We start from the raw sequence: 19,406 nt of genomic DNA, 5'->3' as shown, positions 1-19,406 counted from the left end.
TTGTCCCTCAGTATCCGAACATGCTGCCAAGCAGCGGAATGGGCTGGCCCAGCAGCTCGACGAAAACGATGGCGGAGATCGCGGCCAGGACGACGGCGGTCACGATGGCCGCTTTCAGGCCGTAGCCCTTGGTCGCGAATGCCCCCATGAGCACCAGGATGATGGTTGCGGGGATCATGCCGGCGGGCCGGATCAGGATGCCGTAGATCAGCGATCCCCCTAGCACCATGACGGCACCGCGCAGGGCCTGGGCGTTCAGTGGCTCCATCTCCTCGACCGAGCCGACAAGGCCGCGGATCATGATCAGCACGGCAAGAAGGCACAGCAGCCCCCCCATCACCACGGGGAAGAAGCCGGGGCCCATCCGTCGCGGCGTGCCAAAGTCATAGCCCGAGGAAATGGCGATGACGGCGATCCCGGCGGCCAGGAACAGGGCGCCGGAGATAAAGTCTTTCGGTTTGCGTATGAAGTGCATCTGCGCCTCCCAACGTTGATGCTAAGTGGTTGAAGACTAACGCAGTCGGCTCGCGTCCGCAGGGGGCGCCCCCCTGCTGCGGCCTGTGGGCTCGGCGCAGGCGTCTTGGTATTCGGCGGCCAGTCGGTCCACCAGATCTTCCACGGAGGGAATGTCGTCGATCAGCCCGACCCCCTGCCCCGCCGCCCAGATGTCGCGCCAGGCGCGGCGGTCGGTGGGCGCCTCGGTATGCGGGGGAAGGCTGTCGGGATCGAATCCGTTGGCACGGATCGAAGGCTTCATGAAATTCGCCGGCACGCCGCGCGTGAAGGTCGGCGTATACAGGATGTCGCCGGTCTGCGCCGCCACGATCATCTCCTTGTAGGCCTGCGGTGCCATGGATTCCTGCGTCGCGATGAACCGGGTGCCCAGATAGCACAGATCCGCCCCCAGCACCTGCGCCGCCCGGATCGAGCGGCCGTCCGAGATGGTGCCCGCCAGCACGATCCAGCCATCGAAGATCCGGCGGATCTGCGGAATCAGCGCGAAAGGATTGACGATGCCACCATGCCCGCCGCCGCCGTTGCAGATGACGATCAGACCGTCCACCCCGGCGGCAATCGCCTTCTCGGCGTGGCGCAGGGTGGTGACATCATGGAACACCAGCCCGCCCCAGGCGTGGATCTCGGGCACCATTTTCGAAGGGTCGCCATTGGCGGTGATGACCAGCTTCACGCGATGGCGGCGGCAGGTCTCCAGATCCTGGGCAAAACGCGAGGTGCCGAACTTCTCGCCCTTGCGGACCGAAAGGTTGCAGGCATAGGGCGCGGGCTGGCGGCCGGTCTGCGCCGACCATTCGGCCAGCTCCTTGTCGAACAGCTCCAGCCAGTCTGCGAATTCCTCGGCGCTGCGGGCCGTGCCTGCGGGGGCAGCCCCGATGATCCCGGCCTTGCAGGCCCCCAGCACCAGATCAGGGCCCGAGACCAGGAACATGGGCGCACAGATCGCCGGAAGGCGCAGCCGCTCGAATATCGCCCCGTTTCGTTGCACCATTTCAGTCACCCCCCGATGCGCGCAGAGCGCGCCTCCTCCTCATTAACTTATATAACTACGTTATTTATCACGAGTGTCAACCTTTGCCGTCACACCTTTGTCAGCGAGATGCGCGAGAGCAGGAGCCCCCCGGACGCGGCGAAGAGCCCGAGCAGAACGAAAACGGCCGAAAAGGCTATGTCGATGGCCGGGTCCCACAGAACCGGCCCCGCTGCCGTGCTCGTCAGACGCGCAACGAAGGTTTCGGACACGCCGGAACATGCCAGCGTCAGGAACAGAAGCGCGCTGGTCAGCGCCGTGCCCAGGGCGGTGCCCAGAATCCGTGCGAACTGCACCGATGCCGAAGCGGACCCCAGATGCTCGCGCCCGGCCGCGGTGGCGATCATGATCTGGACCGGACCCATCACGGTGCTGCTGCAGATCCCCAGACCGAACAGCATCGCGGCCATCTGGCCCTGCGTCAGACAAGGCAGCGCTGCGGCCGTGAACATCAGTCCGGCCCCTATCGCCATGCCGACCATTCCCCAGATCGTCGTGCGGCCGGTGCGCGTCACCAGATTGCCGATGATCGACGCGCCCACGATCATCCCCAGACTCATCGGCATGATCGTAAGGCCAAGTTCGGCGGTGGTCAGTCCGTAGCGCACGCGGAACAGCGTCGGGATCAGCACGATCGTCGCCACGAGAAAGGCGCCGTGCGCCATAGCCACAAGATCGGAGAGCAGGATCGTCGGGTTGCGGAGCAGGGCAATCGGGATCAGCGGATACGACGATCTGCTCTGGTTCCGGAAAAGAAGCGCGATCAGCACCGCCGTGGCGCAGGCGCTGGCGGCAAGCCGCAGCCCGTCGGACCGGGCGATGTCCTGAAGCGCCATCAGGGCCGACATGGCGGCCGACAGCGTCAGCGCGAGCAGGGTGATCCCCACGATGTCCAGCCGGAAGGCGCCGCCCCGCCCGGGCAGGGCGGGAACCCGCAGCAGAAGGACGAAGGACAGCGCCGCGAGCGGAAGGTTCAGCAGGAAGACGGCCGGCCAGCCGAAGGCCGCCGTCAGGGGTGCGCCAAGCGCGGGGGCCAGTCCCTGCGAACAGACGACGATGGAGGCGAGATAGCCCTGAAACCTGCCCCGCTCGCGCGGGGAGATCGCCTGCGACAGCAGCGCCTGCGCCAGAACCATCAGCCCGCCGCCGCCCAGGCCCTGCAACACACGGAACACCACCAGAACCGGCAGCGAGGGCGCGAGGGTGCACAGCAGTGACCCGGTGGTGAATAGGCCAAGCGCCGCAAACAGAACCAAGCGCAGACCGAACAGATCACCCAGCAGCCCGTAGACCGGAGCGGCCAGCATCGCCGCCAGCATATAGGCCACCACTACCAATGACACCCTTTCGGGATTGCCCAGATCCGCGGCGATGGTCGGAAGCGCCGTGGCTACCAGCGTGTTGTCTGCGACGGCGATGGCCATGACCAGCGACAGGCCCGGGAACAGCCGCATGAACGTGGCGCGCATCCGCGCCCTGTCCTCGGGCAGCGGGGTCATGCGCCCGTTCCGCGTGTCCGCCCGCTTCTTGCACCAGCCAAGGCGCGGCCCGATGCCCTGCTGGCATCCGGCATCTGCATCTGTGCGCCTAGGATCAACACTGCCCATCCTTCGGGTGATTCTCACTTGAAATACCCCAAATAATTCTCTTAGGGAAACAGGTGTCACAATACAGATGAGTATTGCAGCCCCGACTTTGGCCGATATAGTGGCCGGACCACGGGAGATGGGGGAGGCGACGGACACCATGAAAGCGATGGTCTGCATCGAACAATCGGCCATGCCGGTTCTGAACTGCCACGAGATGTCCGATCCCGTGCCCGGCCCCGGTCAGGCGCTGATCGAGCTGCGGGCGACCTCTCTCAGCTTCCCCGACGTGCTGACGATGGGCGGGCAGTATCAGCGCAAGGCCAGCTTTCCGCATGTCCCGGGCATCGAATCCTCGGGCGTCGTTCTGGCGCTTGGCCCCGGCACCACTGGCCCCGCGCCGGGGACGCATGTCTCCGTCTCCAGCCATTCGGGCGGCTTCGCCGAACGCATCGCCATCGGGGTCGAGCGGCTGACTCCCCTGCCCGAGGGCATGTCCTTCGAGGAGGGCGCGGTGTTCTTCCTGCGCTTCGGCACCGCCTGGCATGCGCTGGTGCAGCGCGGGCGGATCAAGGCGGGTGAGAAGCTGCTGGTGCTGGGCGCGGCCAGCGGGGTCGGCCTTTGCGCGGTGGAACTAGGCCGGGCCCTAGGCGCCGAAGTCACCGCCTGCGCCTCGGATGCCGCCCGCGTCGCCATCGCGGCCGAGGCGGGAGCGCAGCGCACGCTGGTCTATCCGCGCGACATGTCCGACCGCGCCACCGCCCGCAGCTTAACCGAGGCGCTGCGTGAGGCCGAACCCGGCGGTTATGACCTGATCTTCGATCCCGTCGGCGGCGGTTATGCCGAAGCGGCCTATCGCGCGATCGCGCCGGAAGGCCGTCATCTTGTGGTGGGCTTCGCCGCCTCGGAAAAGGTGCCTGCACTGCCCCTGAACCTGCCGCTGCTGCGCAGCGCCGATGTGGTGGGCGTGATCTGGGGACCGGCGCGCTGGCGCCGCCCCGGGTGGAACGAGGAGGCCACCCGCGAACTGACCCGTCTGTGGATCGAGGGACGCATCCGCGCCCGCGGGCTGGATGTGCGTACGATGGGCGAGGCGAACGTCGGGATCGGCGACATGCGCAACCGCCGAATCCGGGGCACAGCACTGGTCTTCACGCAGGAGGGCTGGCCCCCATCCGAGGGGGCGATGGCATGAAATACGTCCGTCTGGGCCGCAGCGGCCTAAAGGTCAGCCCAATCTGTCTGGGCTGCATGAGCTTCGGCACCCCCGGCAAGGGCCGCGTGACATGGTCGCTGGGCTATGACGAGGCGCTGCCCATCGTCTCGCGCGCGGTCGAGGCGGGGGTGAGTTTCTTCGACACCGCCGACACCTATTCGCTGGGCGTCAGCGAAGAGCTGACCGGCAAGCTGGTGCGCGCCACCATGCCCCGCGACCGCGCCGTGATCGCGACCAAGGTGCTGAACCCGACCGTGGCCAATCCGGGGCCGAACGACATCGGCCTGTCGCGCAAGCACATCCTGGATGCGGTGGACCAGAGCCTGCGGCGTCTGGGAACCGATTACATCGACCTCTACATCATCCACCGCTTCCATCGCGGCACCCCGATCGAGGAGACCATGGCCACGCTGCACGGGCTCGTGCAATCGGGCAAGGTCCGCTATCTAGGAGCCTCATCGATGTATGGCTGGCAATTCGCCCAGATGCAGGCCGTGGCCGAGCGCAACGGCTGGACCAAGTTCATCTCGATGCAGAACCTCTACAACGTCATCTGGCGCGAAGAGCGGCATGACATGAACGCTTTCTGCATCGAGAGCGGCGTGGGCCTGACCCCTTGGTCGCCACTGGCCGGGGGTTTCGCCACCGTGGACTGGCGCGAAACCGACGCGAAGCATTCCGCGCGCGCCACGGCAGCCACCGCCTATTCCAGCCGCGCCTATGGCACGCCGGGCGACTACCGTGTGGTGGATGCGATCAAGGCGGCGTCGAGCAGGCTGGACGCGCCGATGGCCCAGATCTCGATGGCCTGGCTGCTGGCACAGCCCGGTGTTACCTCGCCCATCGTGGGAGCGACCAAGCTGGGCCATATCGAGGATGCCATCGCGGCGACCACGCTGAAACTGCCGCCCGAGGTGCTGGCCGATCTGGACGCGGCTTACGAGCCGGTCCGGCGGCTGGGTATGCTAAGTTGAGAGGGGAAGCGATGTTTTCATTGGCAGGCAAGACGGCGGTGGTGACGGGCGGGGGCGGCGGGCTGGGCCGCGGCATGGCCATGGCGCTGGCGCAGGCCGGGGCCGCCGTGGCCGTTGCGGGCCGCCGATCCGAGGCGCTGGAAGCGACGGTGGCCGCGATCCGCGACGCGGGTGGCAAGGCCGCCGCCCTGGCTTGCGACATCACGCAGCCGGGTGCGGCGGCGGGGCTGATCGACAGCGCGGTCGCAGAACTTGGCGGGCGGCTGGACATCTGGGTGAACAACGCCGGCTCGGCCGCGCCCGCCGATGTGGGGCGCCTGATCGGCCTTTCCGAAGACCAGTGGGACCGGGTGGTCGATCTGAACCTGAAGTGGTCCTTCTTCGCCGCGCAGGCCGCCGCCCGGGCGATGGGTGGCGACGGCAAGGGCGGGTCGATCATCAATCTGTCCTCGCGCTCCGGCTCGCAGCCCAACCCGCTGACCGGTCAATATGGGGCGGCCAAGGCCGGGATCGAAAGCCTAACCGCCACCATGGCGGTGGAATGGGGGCATCTGGGCATCCGCGTGAACGCCATCGCCCCGGGCGTGGTCGTGACCGAAGCCAATGCCGACCGGATGAGCGGCCCGCGCGCGCAAAAGCAGATCGACAGCGTCCCGATGGGACGGCTGGGCGTGCCCGGCGATGTGGCGGGGCTCTGCGTCTACCTCGCCTCAGACGAGGCAGCCTGGGTGTCCGGCACCGTCATTCCGGTGAACGGCGGCAGCCGGGTCGCCGTGGCCTACATGGCCTATCTGCACCAGATCGCCAAAGAGAATGCCCAGTGACCATGCAGCCCTACCAGATCCCCTTCGACCCCGACGCCCTGGCCGAGCTGCACCAGCGGCTGGACCGTGCCCGCAGGGTGCGGCCGGTGGATGGCGCGGGATGGGATTACGGCATCGAGGCCGGGTATCTGGATGCGCTGCTGGCCGACTGGCGGGCCTTCGACTGGCAGGTGCAGGTCGAACGGCTGAACCGCCTGCCCCACCAGATGATCGAGGTGCAGGGCCATCCGATCCATTTCGTCCATTTCCCCGGCCAGGGGCTGCCCGTCGTGCTGTCGCATGGCTGGCCCTCGACCTTCCTGGAAATGCTGCCGCTGGCCGAGCGGCTTTCGGCGGCGGGCCATGCGGTGATCCTGCCGTCGCTGCCCGGCATCGGCTATTCGCCCGCGGCGACGGTTCCCGGCATGTCGGCGCAGCGTGTGGCCCTGTTGTGGCACGGGCTGATGCAGGCGCTTGGTCATGACCGCTACGCCGCCCATGGCTGCGATGTGGGCGCGCATATCACCGCGCTGATGGCCGCCGAACCGCAGGGCAGGCTGATCGGCGCACATATCGGTTCGGTTCCGCTGCCCGGCGCACGGCAGGAAACCCGCTCGCCGGAGGATGCGGCCTATCTGGCGCGGGTCAAGGCCTGGCGCGACCGCGAGACCGGCTATGTCGAGATCCAGCGCACCAAGCCCGACACGCTGGCCGCAGCCTTGATCGACAGCCCGGCCGGACAGGCCGCCTGGATGGCTGAGAAGTTCCGGGCCTGGTCCGACCCCGCCACGCCGATCCCGCGCGAGACGGTTCTGGCGACACTGTCGATCTACTGGTTCACCGGCTGCATCGCGCCCTCCATGCGCTACTATCTGGAAACCGCGCGGTTGCCCCGGCGGCTGGATGCACCGATCACCCTGCCCTGCGGCTTCTTCCTGGAAGCGCCGGATGCCGGGGCGGACCCCGCCACCGGCAAGCTGGGCCGCGCCGGTGCGCCGCCCCGTGCCGCGACCGAACCCGCCTGGAACATCCGCCGCTGGTTCGTGGCCCCCGAAGGCGGCCATTTCCCCGCGCTGGAGACCCCCGACCTGCTGGCAGGTGAGCTGCTGGCCTTCCTCGCCTCGCTGGAGAAATAGCGGCATGACCGGAGACAGGCCAGGCGACGCGGAACTGCAAGGCTGGATCGACCGAACCCGCGCCCATCCGGGCACCGCGCGACAGGTCAAGGTGTGCGGTTGCGACATCGCCTATCGCATCTGGGACGCGCCGGACCCCATGGCACCGCGCCGCGACGTGGTGCTGCTGCACGGACGCAATGCCAGCCTGCATTGGTGGGCCCCGATCGTGCCCGCTATGGCCAGCTCGGGCCGGGTCGTGGCGCTGGACTCCAGCGGCGCGGGCAGCTCTGGCTGGCGCGACCGCTACAGCATCGGGCTTTACGTGCATGAGGTGCTGGAGGTGGTGGCCGATGCCGGTCTGTCCGATCCGGTGCTGATGGCGCACAGCTTCGGCGGTCATATCGCCTTCCAATCCGTGCTGGCGCAGAGCCGAATGTTCTCGGGCCTCGTGATCCTCGACACCCGACTGGCCCGGTTGACCGGCGAGATCGAGGCGCAGATCCCCATCGACGCCCGCCCCCGCCGCCACTATCCCGATCGCGAGACGATCCTCAGCCGGTTCCGCTTCCTGCCCGAACAGCCGCCCTCGACTGGGCCCTACCGCGACCATCTGGCCGAAGAGGCGATCATTCACACGCCCAAGGGCTGGACCTGGAAATTCCACGGTCTGGGGGTGGACATGATCGACATGGAGGGGCTGCGGGCGCCGCTGCCCCTGGCCCAGGTCATCGCGGGCATGACGGGTCCCCTGGGGTTCATCCACGGGCTGGACAGCGTGATCATCCGCGACGCCGACCTTGAACAGGCTGCCGCCCTGTCGCCCCGGATGCAGGTGCTGGGCATCGCCGGGGCCGGGCATCACATCATGGTGGATCAGCCCTCCGCCCTGTCGCAGGCGCTGAACGGGCTCCTGCTGGCGGGGACCAACTCCGCCGCCGAATGAAAAAACTTTCCATAAGGCCCGCCGACCCATGACCCAGATCCTGAAGAACATCCGCGTCCTCGACCTCAGCCGCATCGTCGCGGCGCCCTTCGCCACCCAGACGCTGGGCGACATGGGGGCAGAGGTCATCAAGATCGAACGGCCGGGTCCGGGCGATGACAGCCGCCAGTATGGCCCGCCTTTCGCGCCTTCGGCCTCGGGCGGGACATTGCCGGAAACGCCGCTCTACATGGCCAACAACCGCAACAAAAAAAGCATGGCGGTCAACCTGTCCACACCGGAAGGCCAGGCGATCATCCGCGAGCTGGCGGTGGTCTCGGATGTGCTGGTCGAGAATTTCAAGACCGGCGATCTGGCCCGCTACGGGCTGGATTACGAAAGCCTGCGCAGGGTGAACCCCCGGCTGATCTACTGTTCGGTCACCGGCTTCGGCCAGACCGGCCCCTACAAGGACAAGCCCGCCGTCGATTCACTGTTCCAGGCGATGAGCGGGATGATGAGCATCACCGGAGAGCCAGACGGCCTGCCCACCCGCACCGGGTTTTCCATCGGCGACATCCTGGCCTCCAGCTCGGTCCTGTCGTCGATCCTGGGGGCGCTGTATCACCGCGACATCAACGGCGGGGCGGGACAGCATATCGACATCTCCTGCCTCGACGCGACAATCGCGGCGCTGTCGCATCGGGTGATGCAGTATTTCATGACCGGCGTGGCTCCGGTGCGGATGGGGGCGGCCACCCCCAACACGATCCCCTCGCAGCCCTTCGACTGCGCCGATGTGCCGCTGATCGTCTCGGCCGGGACGGACCGGCTGTATCGCAAGTTCTGCATCGCGCTCGAGCGGCCCGATCTGGCCGATGATCCTCGCTTCGTCGACGTGCGCGGCCGGGCCGCCAACCGGGGCGAGCTGCTGCCCGAGCTGGAGAGGATCATGAAGACCCGCACCGCGCGGGAATGGATGACGCGGCTGGACGCGGCGGGCATCGTGACCGGGCCGATCTACGATCTGCAGAACACTTTCGAGGATCCACAGGTGATCGAACGCGGCCTGCGGATCGACCTGCCGCATGAAGGATTCGGCAACCTGTCCTTCCTGCGCAACCCGATCCGCTATTCCGAGACGGATCTGGACAGCTACACCGCCCCGCCCGCCATCGGCCAGCATACCGATGATGTCCTGCGCGAGGTGCTGGGGCGAAGTGCTGATGACATCGCGGCGCTGCGCGGCGCGGGCACGGTGGCCTGACACCGCACTGGAGAAGGGCGGCCGCAGGGGCCGCCCTTTCGCTTTCGCGCCACTTGCAGCTCAGTTCCGCAACGGCTTGCCGGTCCTCAGCATGTGTTCCATGCGCGCCCGAGTCTGCGGCGTCTCGGCCAGTTTCAGCAGGGCCGCCAGCTCCAGCGCCATGATCTCTTCCTCGATCAGGAACGCCCCCGGCCCGGCATCGCCGCCCGTCAGCACCGTCGCCAGCAGATCGGCGATGGCAAGATCGGTGGCCGAGATCCGATCCGCCCGCTGCGAGGCCGAAAGGGGAGCCAGCAACCCGGCCTTGGCCGAGGCCCCGCCCGCCGCGATCAACGGTGGTTCGGCGGTCGCATAGCCCGGCATCAACGCCAGAACCTTGCGCTTCGCCGCAGGCAGCAGGTCGTCGCGCAGCATGACGATGCCGTCGCCGGGCCGCAGGATGCCCATCGCCCGCGCGCCCAGGGCCGAAGAGGACACCGTCCCCGGCTGGATCACGTCGAAGGCCTGTTGCGCCACGCCGACGGGTCCCTTGATCCCGGTTCCCGCCGCCGCGCGCAGCAGCATCTGCGTGCAGCCGCCCCAGCCGGGCACAAGGCCAACGTTGGTTTCGGGCAGGCCCGTGGTCAGCTCGGCATGGGCGACGATCGCATCGGCATGCAGCGCCACCTCGCATCCGCCGCCAAGAGCGAAGCCGTGCATGGCGGCAACGACCGGAACCGGCATCCGCTTCAACGCCAGGAACAGCCGCTGCCCCCGGCCGATATAGGCGCCCAGGGCCTCGATCCCGCCGGTGTCGACCATCCGCAGGATGAAGGCCAGATCCGCCCCGGCCGAAAAGGCGCGCGGGTCGTCATTGCCGATCACCAGCGCCGCGAAATCCTTGCCGGCGCGGGGGATCACCTCCTCCAGCAGATCGAAGACCTCGGGCGCGAAGGTATTCATCTTCGTCGCCATCTGGAAACAGGCCACGCCGTCGCCCAGATCGCGCAACTGTGCGGCGGGATTGCCCAGGATCGGCGCCGCGCCAGTCAGCAGACCCGGCGCAGGTGGCGCGGAGCGGGTGGCGCCGTCGGTGGAGAGGGCCCTGCCCTCAGCATGGAACCCTCCGCTGCCCGCCGCCGTCAGAAGCGCAGGCACCGGGCGCGCCGCAGCCTTCAAGACATCGGCCAAGGCGGCAGTCCCCGCCCGATCCGCCAGTCGGAACGGCCCCTCGCGCCAGGAATAACCCAGCTCGATCGCAGTATCGACCGCCGCCACATCGCCCGCGATGTCGGGCGCGTTGGTTGCCGCATAGTCCACCAACGTGGACAGGACCGTGGCAGCATATCGACCGAACCGCCCCTCGTCCGCCACCAGCGCCGCAAGATCGCGCCCCACGCCGGGCAAAGTCTTGCCGTCCACTGGCCGTTCGGGGCGGTATTCGCCCGTCGTCAGGTCCAGCGCCTCGCGCGTGCCATCCTTGGCGCGGCGGTAGAAGCCCGCGCCGGTCTTGCGCCCGTGCCGTCCCTCCGCCACCAGCCGCCGCACCAGCGCATTGCCCGGCAGATCGAAGCGGTGCAGGTCATCCTCGGGCGGCAAGGCCGCCATCAGGCTGCCCCAGACATGCGGGATCAGGTCGAGCCCGACCAGATCCGCCAGCCCGAAGACGCCGGTGCGCGGAATGCCCATCGCAGCATGCACCGCATCGGCCTCTTCCACCGTCAGCTCCTGACGCATCGCCTCCAGCATGCCCACGGCCATCCAGAAACAGCCGATTCGGTTGGCGATGAAACCGGGCGTGTCGCGGCAATCGACCAGCGTCTTGCCCAGCAGGGCCTGCCCGCCCGCGCGGATGCGCGCCAAGGTGTCGGGGGCGCTTTCCGGGCCGCCGACGATCTCCAGAAGCCGCATGACGCGCGGCGGATTGAAGAAATGGCTGATCGCGAAGTCCTGGGCGAAGGCCTCGCCCAGCCCCTGAACCAGAGCCGCGCGCGGGATCGTCGAGGTGTTCGAGGTCACTGCGGTGCCCGGACGGCGCACGGCGTCGATCCGTTGGTAAAGATCGCGCTTCAGCCCCAGATCCTCGATGATCGCCTCGACGATCCAGTCGGCCTGCGCCAGACGGTCCAGATGGTCCTCGACATTGCCGGGACGGACCAGCGCCGCCGCCTCGGGGGCCATGAAGCCCCCGGCCTTCAGCTGCCGGGCGATGCCGGTTTCCGCCGGGCCGTTGCGGTTGCCGTCCTTGCCGGGGATGTCCAGCAGATCGACTGGGATGCCAGCATTGGCGAATTGCGCGGCGATGCCCGCGCCCATGGATCCCGCGCCGACCACGGCGGCCCGGGCCACGCCCGTCTCCGCCGCGCCAAGCGCCTGCGAAACGGGGGACAGGTTCACGGGGGCGTTCATGCGGCCTCCAGAACCATGGCGATACCCATGCCGCCGCCGATGCATTGCGTGGCGAGCGCGTATTTCTTGCCCTCGCGTTGCAGAAGCGTAGCCGCCTTGCCCACCAGCCGGGTCCCGGTGGCGCCCAGGGGATGGCCAAGCGCGATGGCGCCGCCGTCGATGTTCAGCCGGGCCGGGTCGATCCCAAGCGCGCGGCGGCAGGCTTCGGCCTGAGCGGCGAAAGCCTCGTTCATCTCGATGATGTCGATGGCATCGACCTTCAGCCCGGCCCGTTTGATCGCCTTGCGCGAGGATTCGATCGGGCCAAGACCCATCACCCCCGGCTCGCAACCCGAGACGGCGAAGCCCTTGACCGTGGCCAGCGGGGTCAGCCCGTGGCGTTTCAGGAAGGTCTCGGTGCAGACCAGAACCGCGGTGGAGCCGTCGGTCATCGGCGAGGAGGAGGCGGCGGTGACGGTGCCGTCCTTCAGGAAGGCGGTCTTCAGCTCGGCCATCTTCTCCAGAGGGGTGTCGCGGATGCAGCCATCGTCGGAGACAAGCCCCTCGGCGGTCTGATAGGGCGCGATCTCGGCGGCAAGCCGTCCGTCCGCCTGCGCGGCCAGCGCCTTCTGGTGGCTGGCCCGGGCGAAAAGATCCTGATCGGCGCGGGTCACGTTGTGCTCGCGGGCGACGCGCTCGGCGGTCAGGCCGACATTGACGAAATCATCCACCTCCTCGCGCGACCAGGACGGATGCGGCATCAGGTTGAAGCCCATCATCGGCACCCGGCTCATGCATTCGGTGCCGCCGGCGATGATCGCCTCGCCCGCGCCCATCATCAGCATGCCGACCGCGACCTGAACGGCCTGCACCGAAGATCCACACCAGCGGTTCACGGTCGCGCCCGCGCTTGTGACGGGCAGCCCGCCCAGCAACCCCACGACGCGGCCGATGTTCAGGCCCTGCTCGGCCTCGGGGAAGGCGCAGCCCCAGACGACATCCTCGATCTCATCCGCCGGAACGCCGGTGCGCGCCAGAAGCGAGCGCACCACATGCGCGCCCAGGTCATCCGGGCGCACCCCTGCCAGCGCGCCCTTGCGGGCAAAGGTGAAGGGTGAGCGGACATAGCCCGCAATATACACGGCTTCGGTCATGATGATCCTTCCCTGCGGCCGTCAGCGGCCGGTGAAATTCGGGCGGCGCTTTTCGAAGAAAGCGGAAAGCGCCTCTGTGAAATCGGTCGTCTCGGCACAGGCGAGGAAGCCTGCGGCCTCGGCATCCAGCTGCGCGGCGTAATCGGCGGCGAAGGCGCCCCGGATCAGGCGCTTGGTGGCGCTCAGTGCCTGCGGCGGCCCATCGGCCAGCTTCCGCGCCAGCGCAACGGCCTCGGCCTCCAGATCGGCGGCGGGCACGACGCGGCTGGCCAGGCCGATGCGCTGCGCCTCTTCTGCGTCGATGGTCTGGGCGGTCAGCGCCAGCGCCAGCGCCCGGCGCAGGCCCACGAGACGCGGCAGCGCCCAGGAGCCGCCGCAATCCGGCACGACGCCCACGCGGGAGTAAGCCATGTTGAAGGTGGCATCCGATGCGGCCAGGCCGATATCGGCCCCGGCGAAGACCGACATCCCCGCCCCTGCCACCGCCCCCTGCGCGGCGGCGATCACTAGCGGCGCGCCCGCCTCCAGCCCCTTCAGCCCGGCATGCATCGGGTTGATGACCGCCCGCGCGGCATCCCCTTTGTCGTCGGACGTGCTGAATCCGGCCAGATCCCCGCCCGCCATGAAGGCGCGCCCCTCGCCGGTAAGCAGCACCACCCGCACGGTGGGATCGGCCAAAACCCTCTCGACCGCCGCGGCAAAGCCTTCGGACAGGGGCACATTGATCGCGTTCAGCCGGTCGGGCCGGTTGAAGCGCAGCCGGGCGATGCCCCCGGCGATGTCCAGAAGGATCGGGTCGCTCATCGCGCGGTCTCCGCTGCAAGGAAGATGTCCTGTGCGGCGCCGAACATGGCGGCGCGGTATTCGCGCACCAGACGGTCCGCCAGTTCGGCGGCGGGCGGGCAATCGTCGATCGCCGCCACGCCTTGCCCGGCGGACCAGACGGTCTTCCAGGCCTTCGCCTCGTTCTCCATGTCCAGCGCGCCATGGGCGACAAGGTTGTCGGGGTCCAGCCCCGCCGCCGCGATCGAGGGGCGCAGGAAATTTGCCGCCACGCCCGAGATCGCCGGGGTGTATAGGATGTCCGAAGCCCCGGCACCCACTGTCATGTCCTTCTGCTCCTGGGTCACCATCGCCTCGCGCGTGGCCAGGAAACGGGTGCCCATATAAGCCAGATCCGCGCCCATCATCCGCGCAGCCGCCACCTGCGCCCCGGTCGAGATCGTGCCCGACAGCAGCAGCGTGCCGGAGAAGAAGCTGCGGATCTCGGGCAGGATGGCGAAGGGCGACAGCGTGCCGCCATGCCCCCCCGCCCCGGCCGAGACGCAGACGATGCCGTCCACCCCGGCTTCCGCCGCCTTGCGGGCGTGGCGCGCGTTGATCACGTCATGGAAGACCAGCCCGCCGTAGGAATGCACCGCCTCCACCACCTCGGGCACGGCCCCCAGCGAGGTGATGATGACCGGAACCTTGTGCGCGACCGCCACCTCCATGTCGGCCTGCAGGCGCGGGTTCGACTTGTGGACGATCATGTTGACGCCATAGGGCGCGGCACCGGGTTGCCCCGAAAGCGCCCCTTCGATCCGGGCAAGCCAGTCGGCGAAGCCCTGCGTCGTGCGTTGGTTCAACGCGGGAAAGGTGCCCAGAAGGCCCGACCGGCAGGTTTCGATCACCAGGTCCGGGCCGGAGGTGAGGAACATCGGCGCGGCGACGATGGGCGCGCGAAGGCCGGTGAGGGCGGCGGGAACAGGCATTCAGTCCTCCTTCCTGATGGCATCAAGCCCGCGCATCAGGGCATCGACCATACCCTTTGCCACGGCTTCGGCGCTCATGGCGCCCTTGGGGTCATACCAGCGTCCGATGGCGTTCAAGGCCCCGGCGACGGCAAAGACAGCCAGCCGTGCGTCCTGTGGCCGGAGCGAGCCATCGTCAATGCCAGCCTGCAACGCCCCGCGCAGCATCTGGTCGATCTCGCGCTTCGCCGCGCGATAGCGGGCGCGATTCTCGGGCGAGAGTTCGGCATCATTGGTGCGGCCGACACAGATGCCGAAATCCCGCGTCATCACCAGTGCATAAGACAGCAGCATCTTGCGCAGCCGCACCGCTCCGTCACCCCTGATCTTGGCGGCCTCGGCGGCGGTCCGGCGGATCGAGTCGAGCCCGCGCCGGACACATTCGTAAAGGATTTCGTCCTTGTTCGGGAAATAGTGGTAGATCGTCGGCTTCGTCACGCCCAGGGCCAGCGCCACGTCGTCAAGCGAGGTGGTGACGAAGCCCTTCAAGTTGAACAGCCGCACCGCCGTGGTCAGCACCGCCTCGCGCTTCATCTCGCGTTCGCGCGCCCGGTCACCGGCCGAAGCCCAGAGCGAGGCAGGCCCGTCGCCTGTCATGTCGCGATTTGCCACTGCGGTTCTCCATTCAGAATTATATCTTGCGTAAGCTCTATACTCGGCAGTAAGCATCTGTCAACAGACCGGAGGACCCCATGATACAGACCCCCGCAGACCCGATCGTTATCGTCTCGGGCGCCCGCACCCCAATGGGGAGCTTCCAGGGCGCGCTGAAAGACAAGGCCGCACCCGAGCTGGGTGCCATCGCCATCCACGCTGCGCTGGAGCGCGCGGGGCTGGCGCCCGACAGCGTGCAGGAGGTGCTGATGGGCTGCGTCTTGCCCGCCGGGCTGGGGCAGGCCCCCGCGCGTCAGGCGGCGCTTGGGGCGGGGCTGGCGCTGAACACGACCTGCACCACGGTCAGCAAGGTCTGCGGTTCCGGCATGCGCGCCGCCATGATCGCCCATGACATGCTGGCCGCCGGAAGCGCGCGCGTCGTGGTGGCGGGCGGCATGGAAAGCATGTCCAACGCGCCCTACCTGCTGGAAAAAGCGCGCGGCGGCTACCGCATCGGCCATGGCCGGGTGATGGACCACATGTTCCTGGACGGGCTGGAAGACGCCTATGACAAGGGCCGTTCGATGGGCACCTTCGCCGAGGACACCGCCACCGAATACCAATTCAGCCGCGAGATGCAGGACGCCTATGCGCTGCAATCGCTGGAGCGCGCCATCGCCGCCACGAAATCCGGTGCCTTCGCGCCTGAGATCGTCGCCGTGGGCGAGGTCGACACGGATGAGCAGCCCGACAAGGCGCGGCCCGAGAAGATCCCCAAGCTGAAGCCCGCTTTCCGCGAGGGCGGCACGGTTACAGCGGCCAATTCCTCCTCGATCTCGGACGGGGCGGCGGCGCTGGTCATGATGCGCGAATCCGAAGCCATGGCGCGCGGTATTGCCCCCATGGCGCGGATCCTGGGTCATACAGGCCATGCGCAGGCCCCTGCCCTGTTTACCACCGCGCCGGTCTTCGCCATCCAGAAGCTACTGGACCGCGTGGGCTGGATCGCGGCGGATGTGGACCTGTTCGAGATCAACGAGGCCTTCGCCGTGGTCGCCATGGCGGCGATGCGCGACCTGGGCCTGCCGCGCGATGTGGTGAACGTGAACGGCGGCGCATGCGCGCTTGGCCATCCCATCGGCTGCTCGGGCAGCCGGATCATCGTCACGCTGCTGAATGCGCTGAAAATCCGAGGCCAGCGGCGGGGCGTGGCCTCGCTGTGCATCGGCGGGGGCGAGGCGACGGCCATGGCCGTGGAACTGGTGTAAGGCGAGGCAAGCACATGATTCTGAACGAGAACCAATCTCTGGTGCAGGAGATGACCCGGCGTTTCGCGGCCGAAAAGCTGTGGCCGAACAGCGCCGAATGGGACCGCAGTGCCCATTTCCCGCGCGACGTGATCGCCGACATGGGCGGCCTTGGCCTGATGGGCATGCTGGTGCCCGAGGAGTATGACGGCAGCAAGACCGACCACATCGCCTATGCCGTGGCGCTGGAAGAGGTGGCGGCGGGCAATGGTGCGATCTCGACCATCATGTCGGTCCACAATTCCGTGGGCTGCGTGCCGATCCTGCGCTTCGGCTCCGAGGAGCAGAAACAGCGCATCCTGCGCCCCATGGCGCGGGGCGAATGGCTTGGGGCCTTCTGCCTGACGGAACCGCAGGCAGGGTCGGATGCCGCAGCTTTGCGGACCACCGCGCGGCGGACCGATCGGGGCTGGGTGCTGAACGGGGTGAAGCAGTTCATCACATCGGGCAAGCATGGCGATGTGGCCATAGTCTTCGCGGTGACCGATGCCGCCGCCGGCAAGAAGGGCATTTCCGCCTTCATCGTGCCGACGAACACGCCCGGCTACCGTGTCGCGAGCATCGAGAAGAAGCTGGGGCAGCACCTGTCCGACACCGCGCAGATCGCGCTGGAGAATTGCGAGGTGCCTGCCGATCACCTACTGGGGGCCGAGGGCGAGGGCTACCGCATCGCGCTGTCCAATCTGGAAGGTGGCCGGATCGGCATCGCCGCGCAATCGGTGGGGATGGCGCGCTCCGCGCTGGAGGCGGCAGTGGCCTATGCGGGTGAGCGGGAAAGCATGGGGGCCAAGCTCATGGCCCACCAGGCCGTCGGCTTCCGTCTGGCCGATGCCGCCGCCCGGCTGGAAGCCGCGCGCCAGCTGGTCCTGCATGCCGCCGCCACCCGCGACGCGGGGCGACCGGCCTTGAAAGAGGCGTCGATGGCCAAGCTGGTCGCGTCGGAAACTGCCGAACTGGTCTGCTCGGCGGCGATCCAGACCTTCGGCGGTTATGGCTATACCGAGGATTTCCCGGTGGAACGCATCTATCGCGACGTGCGGGTCTGCCAGATCTACGAAGGCACATCGGACATCCAGCGCATGGTCATCGCCCGCGCGCTGGCTGCCTGATACGGTTTATTTGGGCGGCATCCTCAGGGCGCCGTCCAGCCGGATCGTCTCGCCGTTCAGCATCGGATTGGCCAGGATCGCCAGCACCAGCCGGGCGTATTCCTCGGGCTTGCCCAGCCGGGACGGGAACGGGACCGAAGCCCCCAGTGCGTCCTGCGCCGCCTGCGGCAGGCCCTTCAGCATCGCGGTCTCGAAAATGCCGGGCGCGATGGTGCAGACACGGATGCCAAGCGGCGCGAATTCCCGCGCGGCGGGCAGCGTCAGGCCGATGACACCGGCCTTCGACGCGGCATAGGCGGTCTGGCCGATCTGCCCCTCATATCCGGCGATCGAGGCGGTGTTCAAGATAACGCCCCGTTCACCATCCGTCAGCGGATCCAGCCCGGCCATGCCCGCAGCGGCCAGCCGCAGCATGTTGAAGCTGCCGATCAGGTTCACCTCGACTGCGCGGTGGAAGGCTTCCAGCGGCATCACGCCATCGCGGCCCAGCACTTTCTTGGCCGGAGCGACGCCCGCACAGTTCACCAAGATGCGCGCCGGCCCATGCTGCGCCGCAGCCTCTGCAACGGCGGCTTCGGCGCCCGCGCCATCCGACACGTCGCATTTCACCGCGATCCCACCGATCTCGCGCGCCACGGCCTCTGCCGCCTCGAGATTGAAATCGACCAGAGCTACCTTGGCACCAGCGGTGGCCAAGGCACGGGCGGTCGCCTCGCCCAGACCCGATCCTGCGCCGGTGACCAGCGCCGAGACATCTCGAATATCCATCATTCCTCCAGTATCTGTTGCCGTAGGCCTAGCCGGCCTTGCGGTTCAGGATGGCATCGGCCCGCGCGGCGAAGGCCGGGCTGGTCAGGAAGCCGGTCTGATACTCCAGCGCGGTGGCCAGGTGCTCGTCGAACCCCTCGATCCTCGATAGGCGGCGCGTGGCGGCCACCGCTTCTGGCGGCAAGGCGGCGATGGCGGTTGCCGCCTGCATGGCCGCCGTCCGGGCATGGTCCACCGCCTGCGCAAGGCCCAGCCTTTCCGCTTCGGCAGATCCGATCCGGCGTTCCGACATCAGCCGCCAAAGCGCCCGCGTGCCGCCCCGGCGCATGATCAGCCGCGTGCCGCCCGGCGCCGGAACCAGCCCGAGCGCCGCCCAGCCCTGTGCGAAGGACCCTTTCTCGCCGACGAAGGTCAGATCCCCTGCCAGCGCGATGTCGCAGCCCAGTCCGATGGCCGGGCCGTCCACCGCGCAGATCAGCGGTGGGCGCAGCGCTTCGATGGCGCGCATCATGCCCTGGAATTCGGCATAGATCCGATCGGTCACTGCGTGCTCCCCGCCGGCCACCATTTCCACGATCTGCCTCAGGTTTCCACCGGCGCAGAAGCTTTTCCCTTCGGCTGAAAGCACCACCGCCAGAACCTCGGGATCGGCCGAGGCCGCCTCGATCGCCAGACGGATGGCGCGCGCGCCGTCGGGTCCGATGGCATTATGCACCTCTGGTTGCGCCAAAACGATCTCGCGCACACCGCCCTGTTGCTCGGATCTCAAAACCATATGATCTGTCTTCCATGAGGAACCATGTTCTCTATACAGGCACAGTGCAACAGTGGTGTCAACGCATCGGCCTGCGGAATGCGCAGGCCGCCCCCCACGTGGTGGCC

General features: G+C 68.0%; 18 protein-coding genes. 8 read left to right on the top strand and 10 right to left on the bottom strand.

Features of this window, described 5'->3' with window-relative positions; genetic code table 11:
• Positions 1–7 precede the first annotated feature (7 nt).
• From GVY41_RS18460 to GVY41_RS18450, 3 genes are all read right to left on the bottom strand, one after another.
• Positions 8–475, bottom strand: coding sequence for a tripartite tricarboxylate transporter TctB family protein (locus tag GVY41_RS18460; protein WP_161348487.1), 468 nt, complete (start codon positions 473–475; stop codon positions 8–10).
• Positions 476–511: 36 nt separating this feature from the next.
• Entirely contained in the window at positions 512–1,507 is a 996-nt protein-coding gene (locus tag GVY41_RS18455) for an NAD(P)H-dependent flavin oxidoreductase (protein ID WP_161348486.1), read from the bottom strand.
• 89 nt (positions 1,508–1,596) lie between these two features.
• Positions 1,597–3,045 (bottom strand): MFS transporter, encoded by a 1,449-nt coding sequence (locus GVY41_RS18450; protein WP_161348485.1) that lies wholly within the window; start codon positions 3,043–3,045, stop codon positions 1,597–1,599.
• Positions 3,046–3,292: 247 nt separating this feature from the next.
• Here GVY41_RS18450 and GVY41_RS18445 point away from each other — a divergent pair, with 247 nt between their 5' ends.
• Genes GVY41_RS18445 through GVY41_RS18420 form a run of 6 tightly spaced genes read left to right on the top strand, consistent with a single transcriptional unit; the run spans position 3,293 to position 9,432 of the window.
• Positions 3,293–4,327, top strand: a complete 1,035-nt coding sequence (locus GVY41_RS18445) for an NADPH:quinone oxidoreductase family protein (protein WP_161348484.1) — start codon at positions 3,293–3,295, stop codon at positions 4,325–4,327.
• On the top strand, positions 4,324–5,322 hold the full coding sequence (locus tag GVY41_RS18440) for an aldo/keto reductase (protein ID WP_161348483.1): 999 nt from the start codon (positions 4,324–4,326) through the stop codon (positions 5,320–5,322). Before GVY41_RS18445 ends, GVY41_RS18440 begins: the two co-directional genes overlap by 4 nt.
• A gap of 11 nt (positions 5,323–5,333) precedes the next feature.
• Entirely contained in the window at positions 5,334–6,146 is an 813-nt protein-coding gene (locus GVY41_RS18435; protein WP_161348482.1) for an SDR family NAD(P)-dependent oxidoreductase, read from the top strand.
• Positions 6,147–6,148: 2 nt separating this feature from the next.
• Positions 6,149–7,261: an epoxide hydrolase family protein gene (locus GVY41_RS18430; RefSeq protein ID WP_229726113.1), complete on the top strand. Its 1,113-nt coding sequence runs from the start codon at positions 6,149–6,151 to the stop codon at positions 7,259–7,261.
• A gap of 4 nt (positions 7,262–7,265) precedes the next feature.
• Positions 7,266–8,186, top strand: a complete 921-nt coding sequence (locus tag GVY41_RS18425; protein WP_161348480.1) for an alpha/beta fold hydrolase — start codon at positions 7,266–7,268, stop codon at positions 8,184–8,186.
• 28 nt (positions 8,187–8,214) lie between these two features.
• Positions 8,215–9,432, top strand: a complete 1,218-nt coding sequence (locus GVY41_RS18420; protein WP_161348479.1) for a CaiB/BaiF CoA transferase family protein — start codon at positions 8,215–8,217, stop codon at positions 9,430–9,432.
• Positions 9,433–9,492: 60 nt separating this feature from the next.
• Here GVY41_RS18420 and GVY41_RS18415 read toward each other — a convergent pair whose 3' ends face one another.
• From GVY41_RS18415 to GVY41_RS18395, 5 genes are read right to left on the bottom strand one after another with little or no spacing between them, the layout of a single operon-like run.
• A complete protein-coding gene (locus GVY41_RS18415) occupies positions 9,493–11,820 on the bottom strand; it encodes a 3-hydroxyacyl-CoA dehydrogenase/enoyl-CoA hydratase family protein (RefSeq protein ID WP_161348478.1) in 2,328 nt (775 codons plus the stop codon).
• A complete protein-coding gene (locus GVY41_RS18410; RefSeq protein WP_161348477.1) occupies positions 11,817–12,953 on the bottom strand; it encodes a thiolase family protein in 1,137 nt (378 codons plus the stop codon). Before GVY41_RS18410 ends, GVY41_RS18415 begins: the two co-directional genes overlap by 4 nt.
• Positions 12,954–12,974: 21 nt before the next feature.
• Positions 12,975–13,757: an enoyl-CoA hydratase/isomerase family protein gene (locus tag GVY41_RS18405; RefSeq protein ID WP_161348476.1), complete on the bottom strand. Its 783-nt coding sequence runs from the start codon at positions 13,755–13,757 to the stop codon at positions 12,975–12,977.
• The gene (locus tag GVY41_RS18400) at positions 13,754–14,707 is read right to left on the bottom strand and encodes an NAD(P)H-dependent flavin oxidoreductase (protein WP_161348475.1); all 954 of its coding nucleotides are present in this window, start codon (positions 14,705–14,707) and stop codon (positions 13,754–13,756) included. The genes GVY41_RS18405 and GVY41_RS18400 overlap by 4 nt, the downstream gene beginning before the upstream one ends.
• Positions 14,708–15,358: a TetR/AcrR family transcriptional regulator gene (locus GVY41_RS18395; RefSeq protein ID WP_202456133.1), complete on the bottom strand. Its 651-nt coding sequence runs from the start codon at positions 15,356–15,358 to the stop codon at positions 14,708–14,710.
• Between the two features lie 80 nt (positions 15,359–15,438).
• Between GVY41_RS18395 and GVY41_RS18390 the strand changes: the two genes are divergently transcribed.
• The gene (locus tag GVY41_RS18390) at positions 15,439–16,608 is read left to right on the top strand and encodes an acetyl-CoA C-acyltransferase (RefSeq protein ID WP_161348474.1); all 1,170 of its coding nucleotides are present in this window, start codon (positions 15,439–15,441) and stop codon (positions 16,606–16,608) included.
• A gap of 14 nt (positions 16,609–16,622) precedes the next feature.
• Positions 16,623–17,756, top strand: coding sequence for an acyl-CoA dehydrogenase family protein (locus tag GVY41_RS18385; RefSeq protein ID WP_161348473.1), 1,134 nt, complete (start codon positions 16,623–16,625; stop codon positions 17,754–17,756).
• Positions 17,757–17,762: 6 nt separating this feature from the next.
• On the opposite strand, the gene GVY41_RS18380 is transcribed toward GVY41_RS18385, so the two are convergent.
• Both GVY41_RS18380 and GVY41_RS18375 read right to left on the bottom strand, forming a co-directional pair.
• Positions 17,763–18,524, bottom strand: a complete 762-nt coding sequence (locus GVY41_RS18380) for an SDR family NAD(P)-dependent oxidoreductase (protein WP_161348472.1) — start codon at positions 18,522–18,524, stop codon at positions 17,763–17,765.
• A 28-nt stretch (positions 18,525–18,552) separates the two neighbouring features.
• A complete protein-coding gene (locus GVY41_RS18375) occupies positions 18,553–19,299 on the bottom strand; it encodes an enoyl-CoA hydratase/isomerase family protein (RefSeq protein ID WP_161348471.1) in 747 nt (248 codons plus the stop codon).
• Between the last annotated feature and the right edge of the window lie 107 nt (positions 19,300–19,406).

It is taken from the genome of Frigidibacter albus (genome assembly GCF_009908165.1).
GTDB lineage: Bacteria > Pseudomonadota > Alphaproteobacteria > Rhodobacterales > Rhodobacteraceae > Frigidibacter > Frigidibacter albus.
Note: the sequence above shows the minus strand (reverse complement) of the source record. Positions and strands in the feature narration are given on the sequence as shown.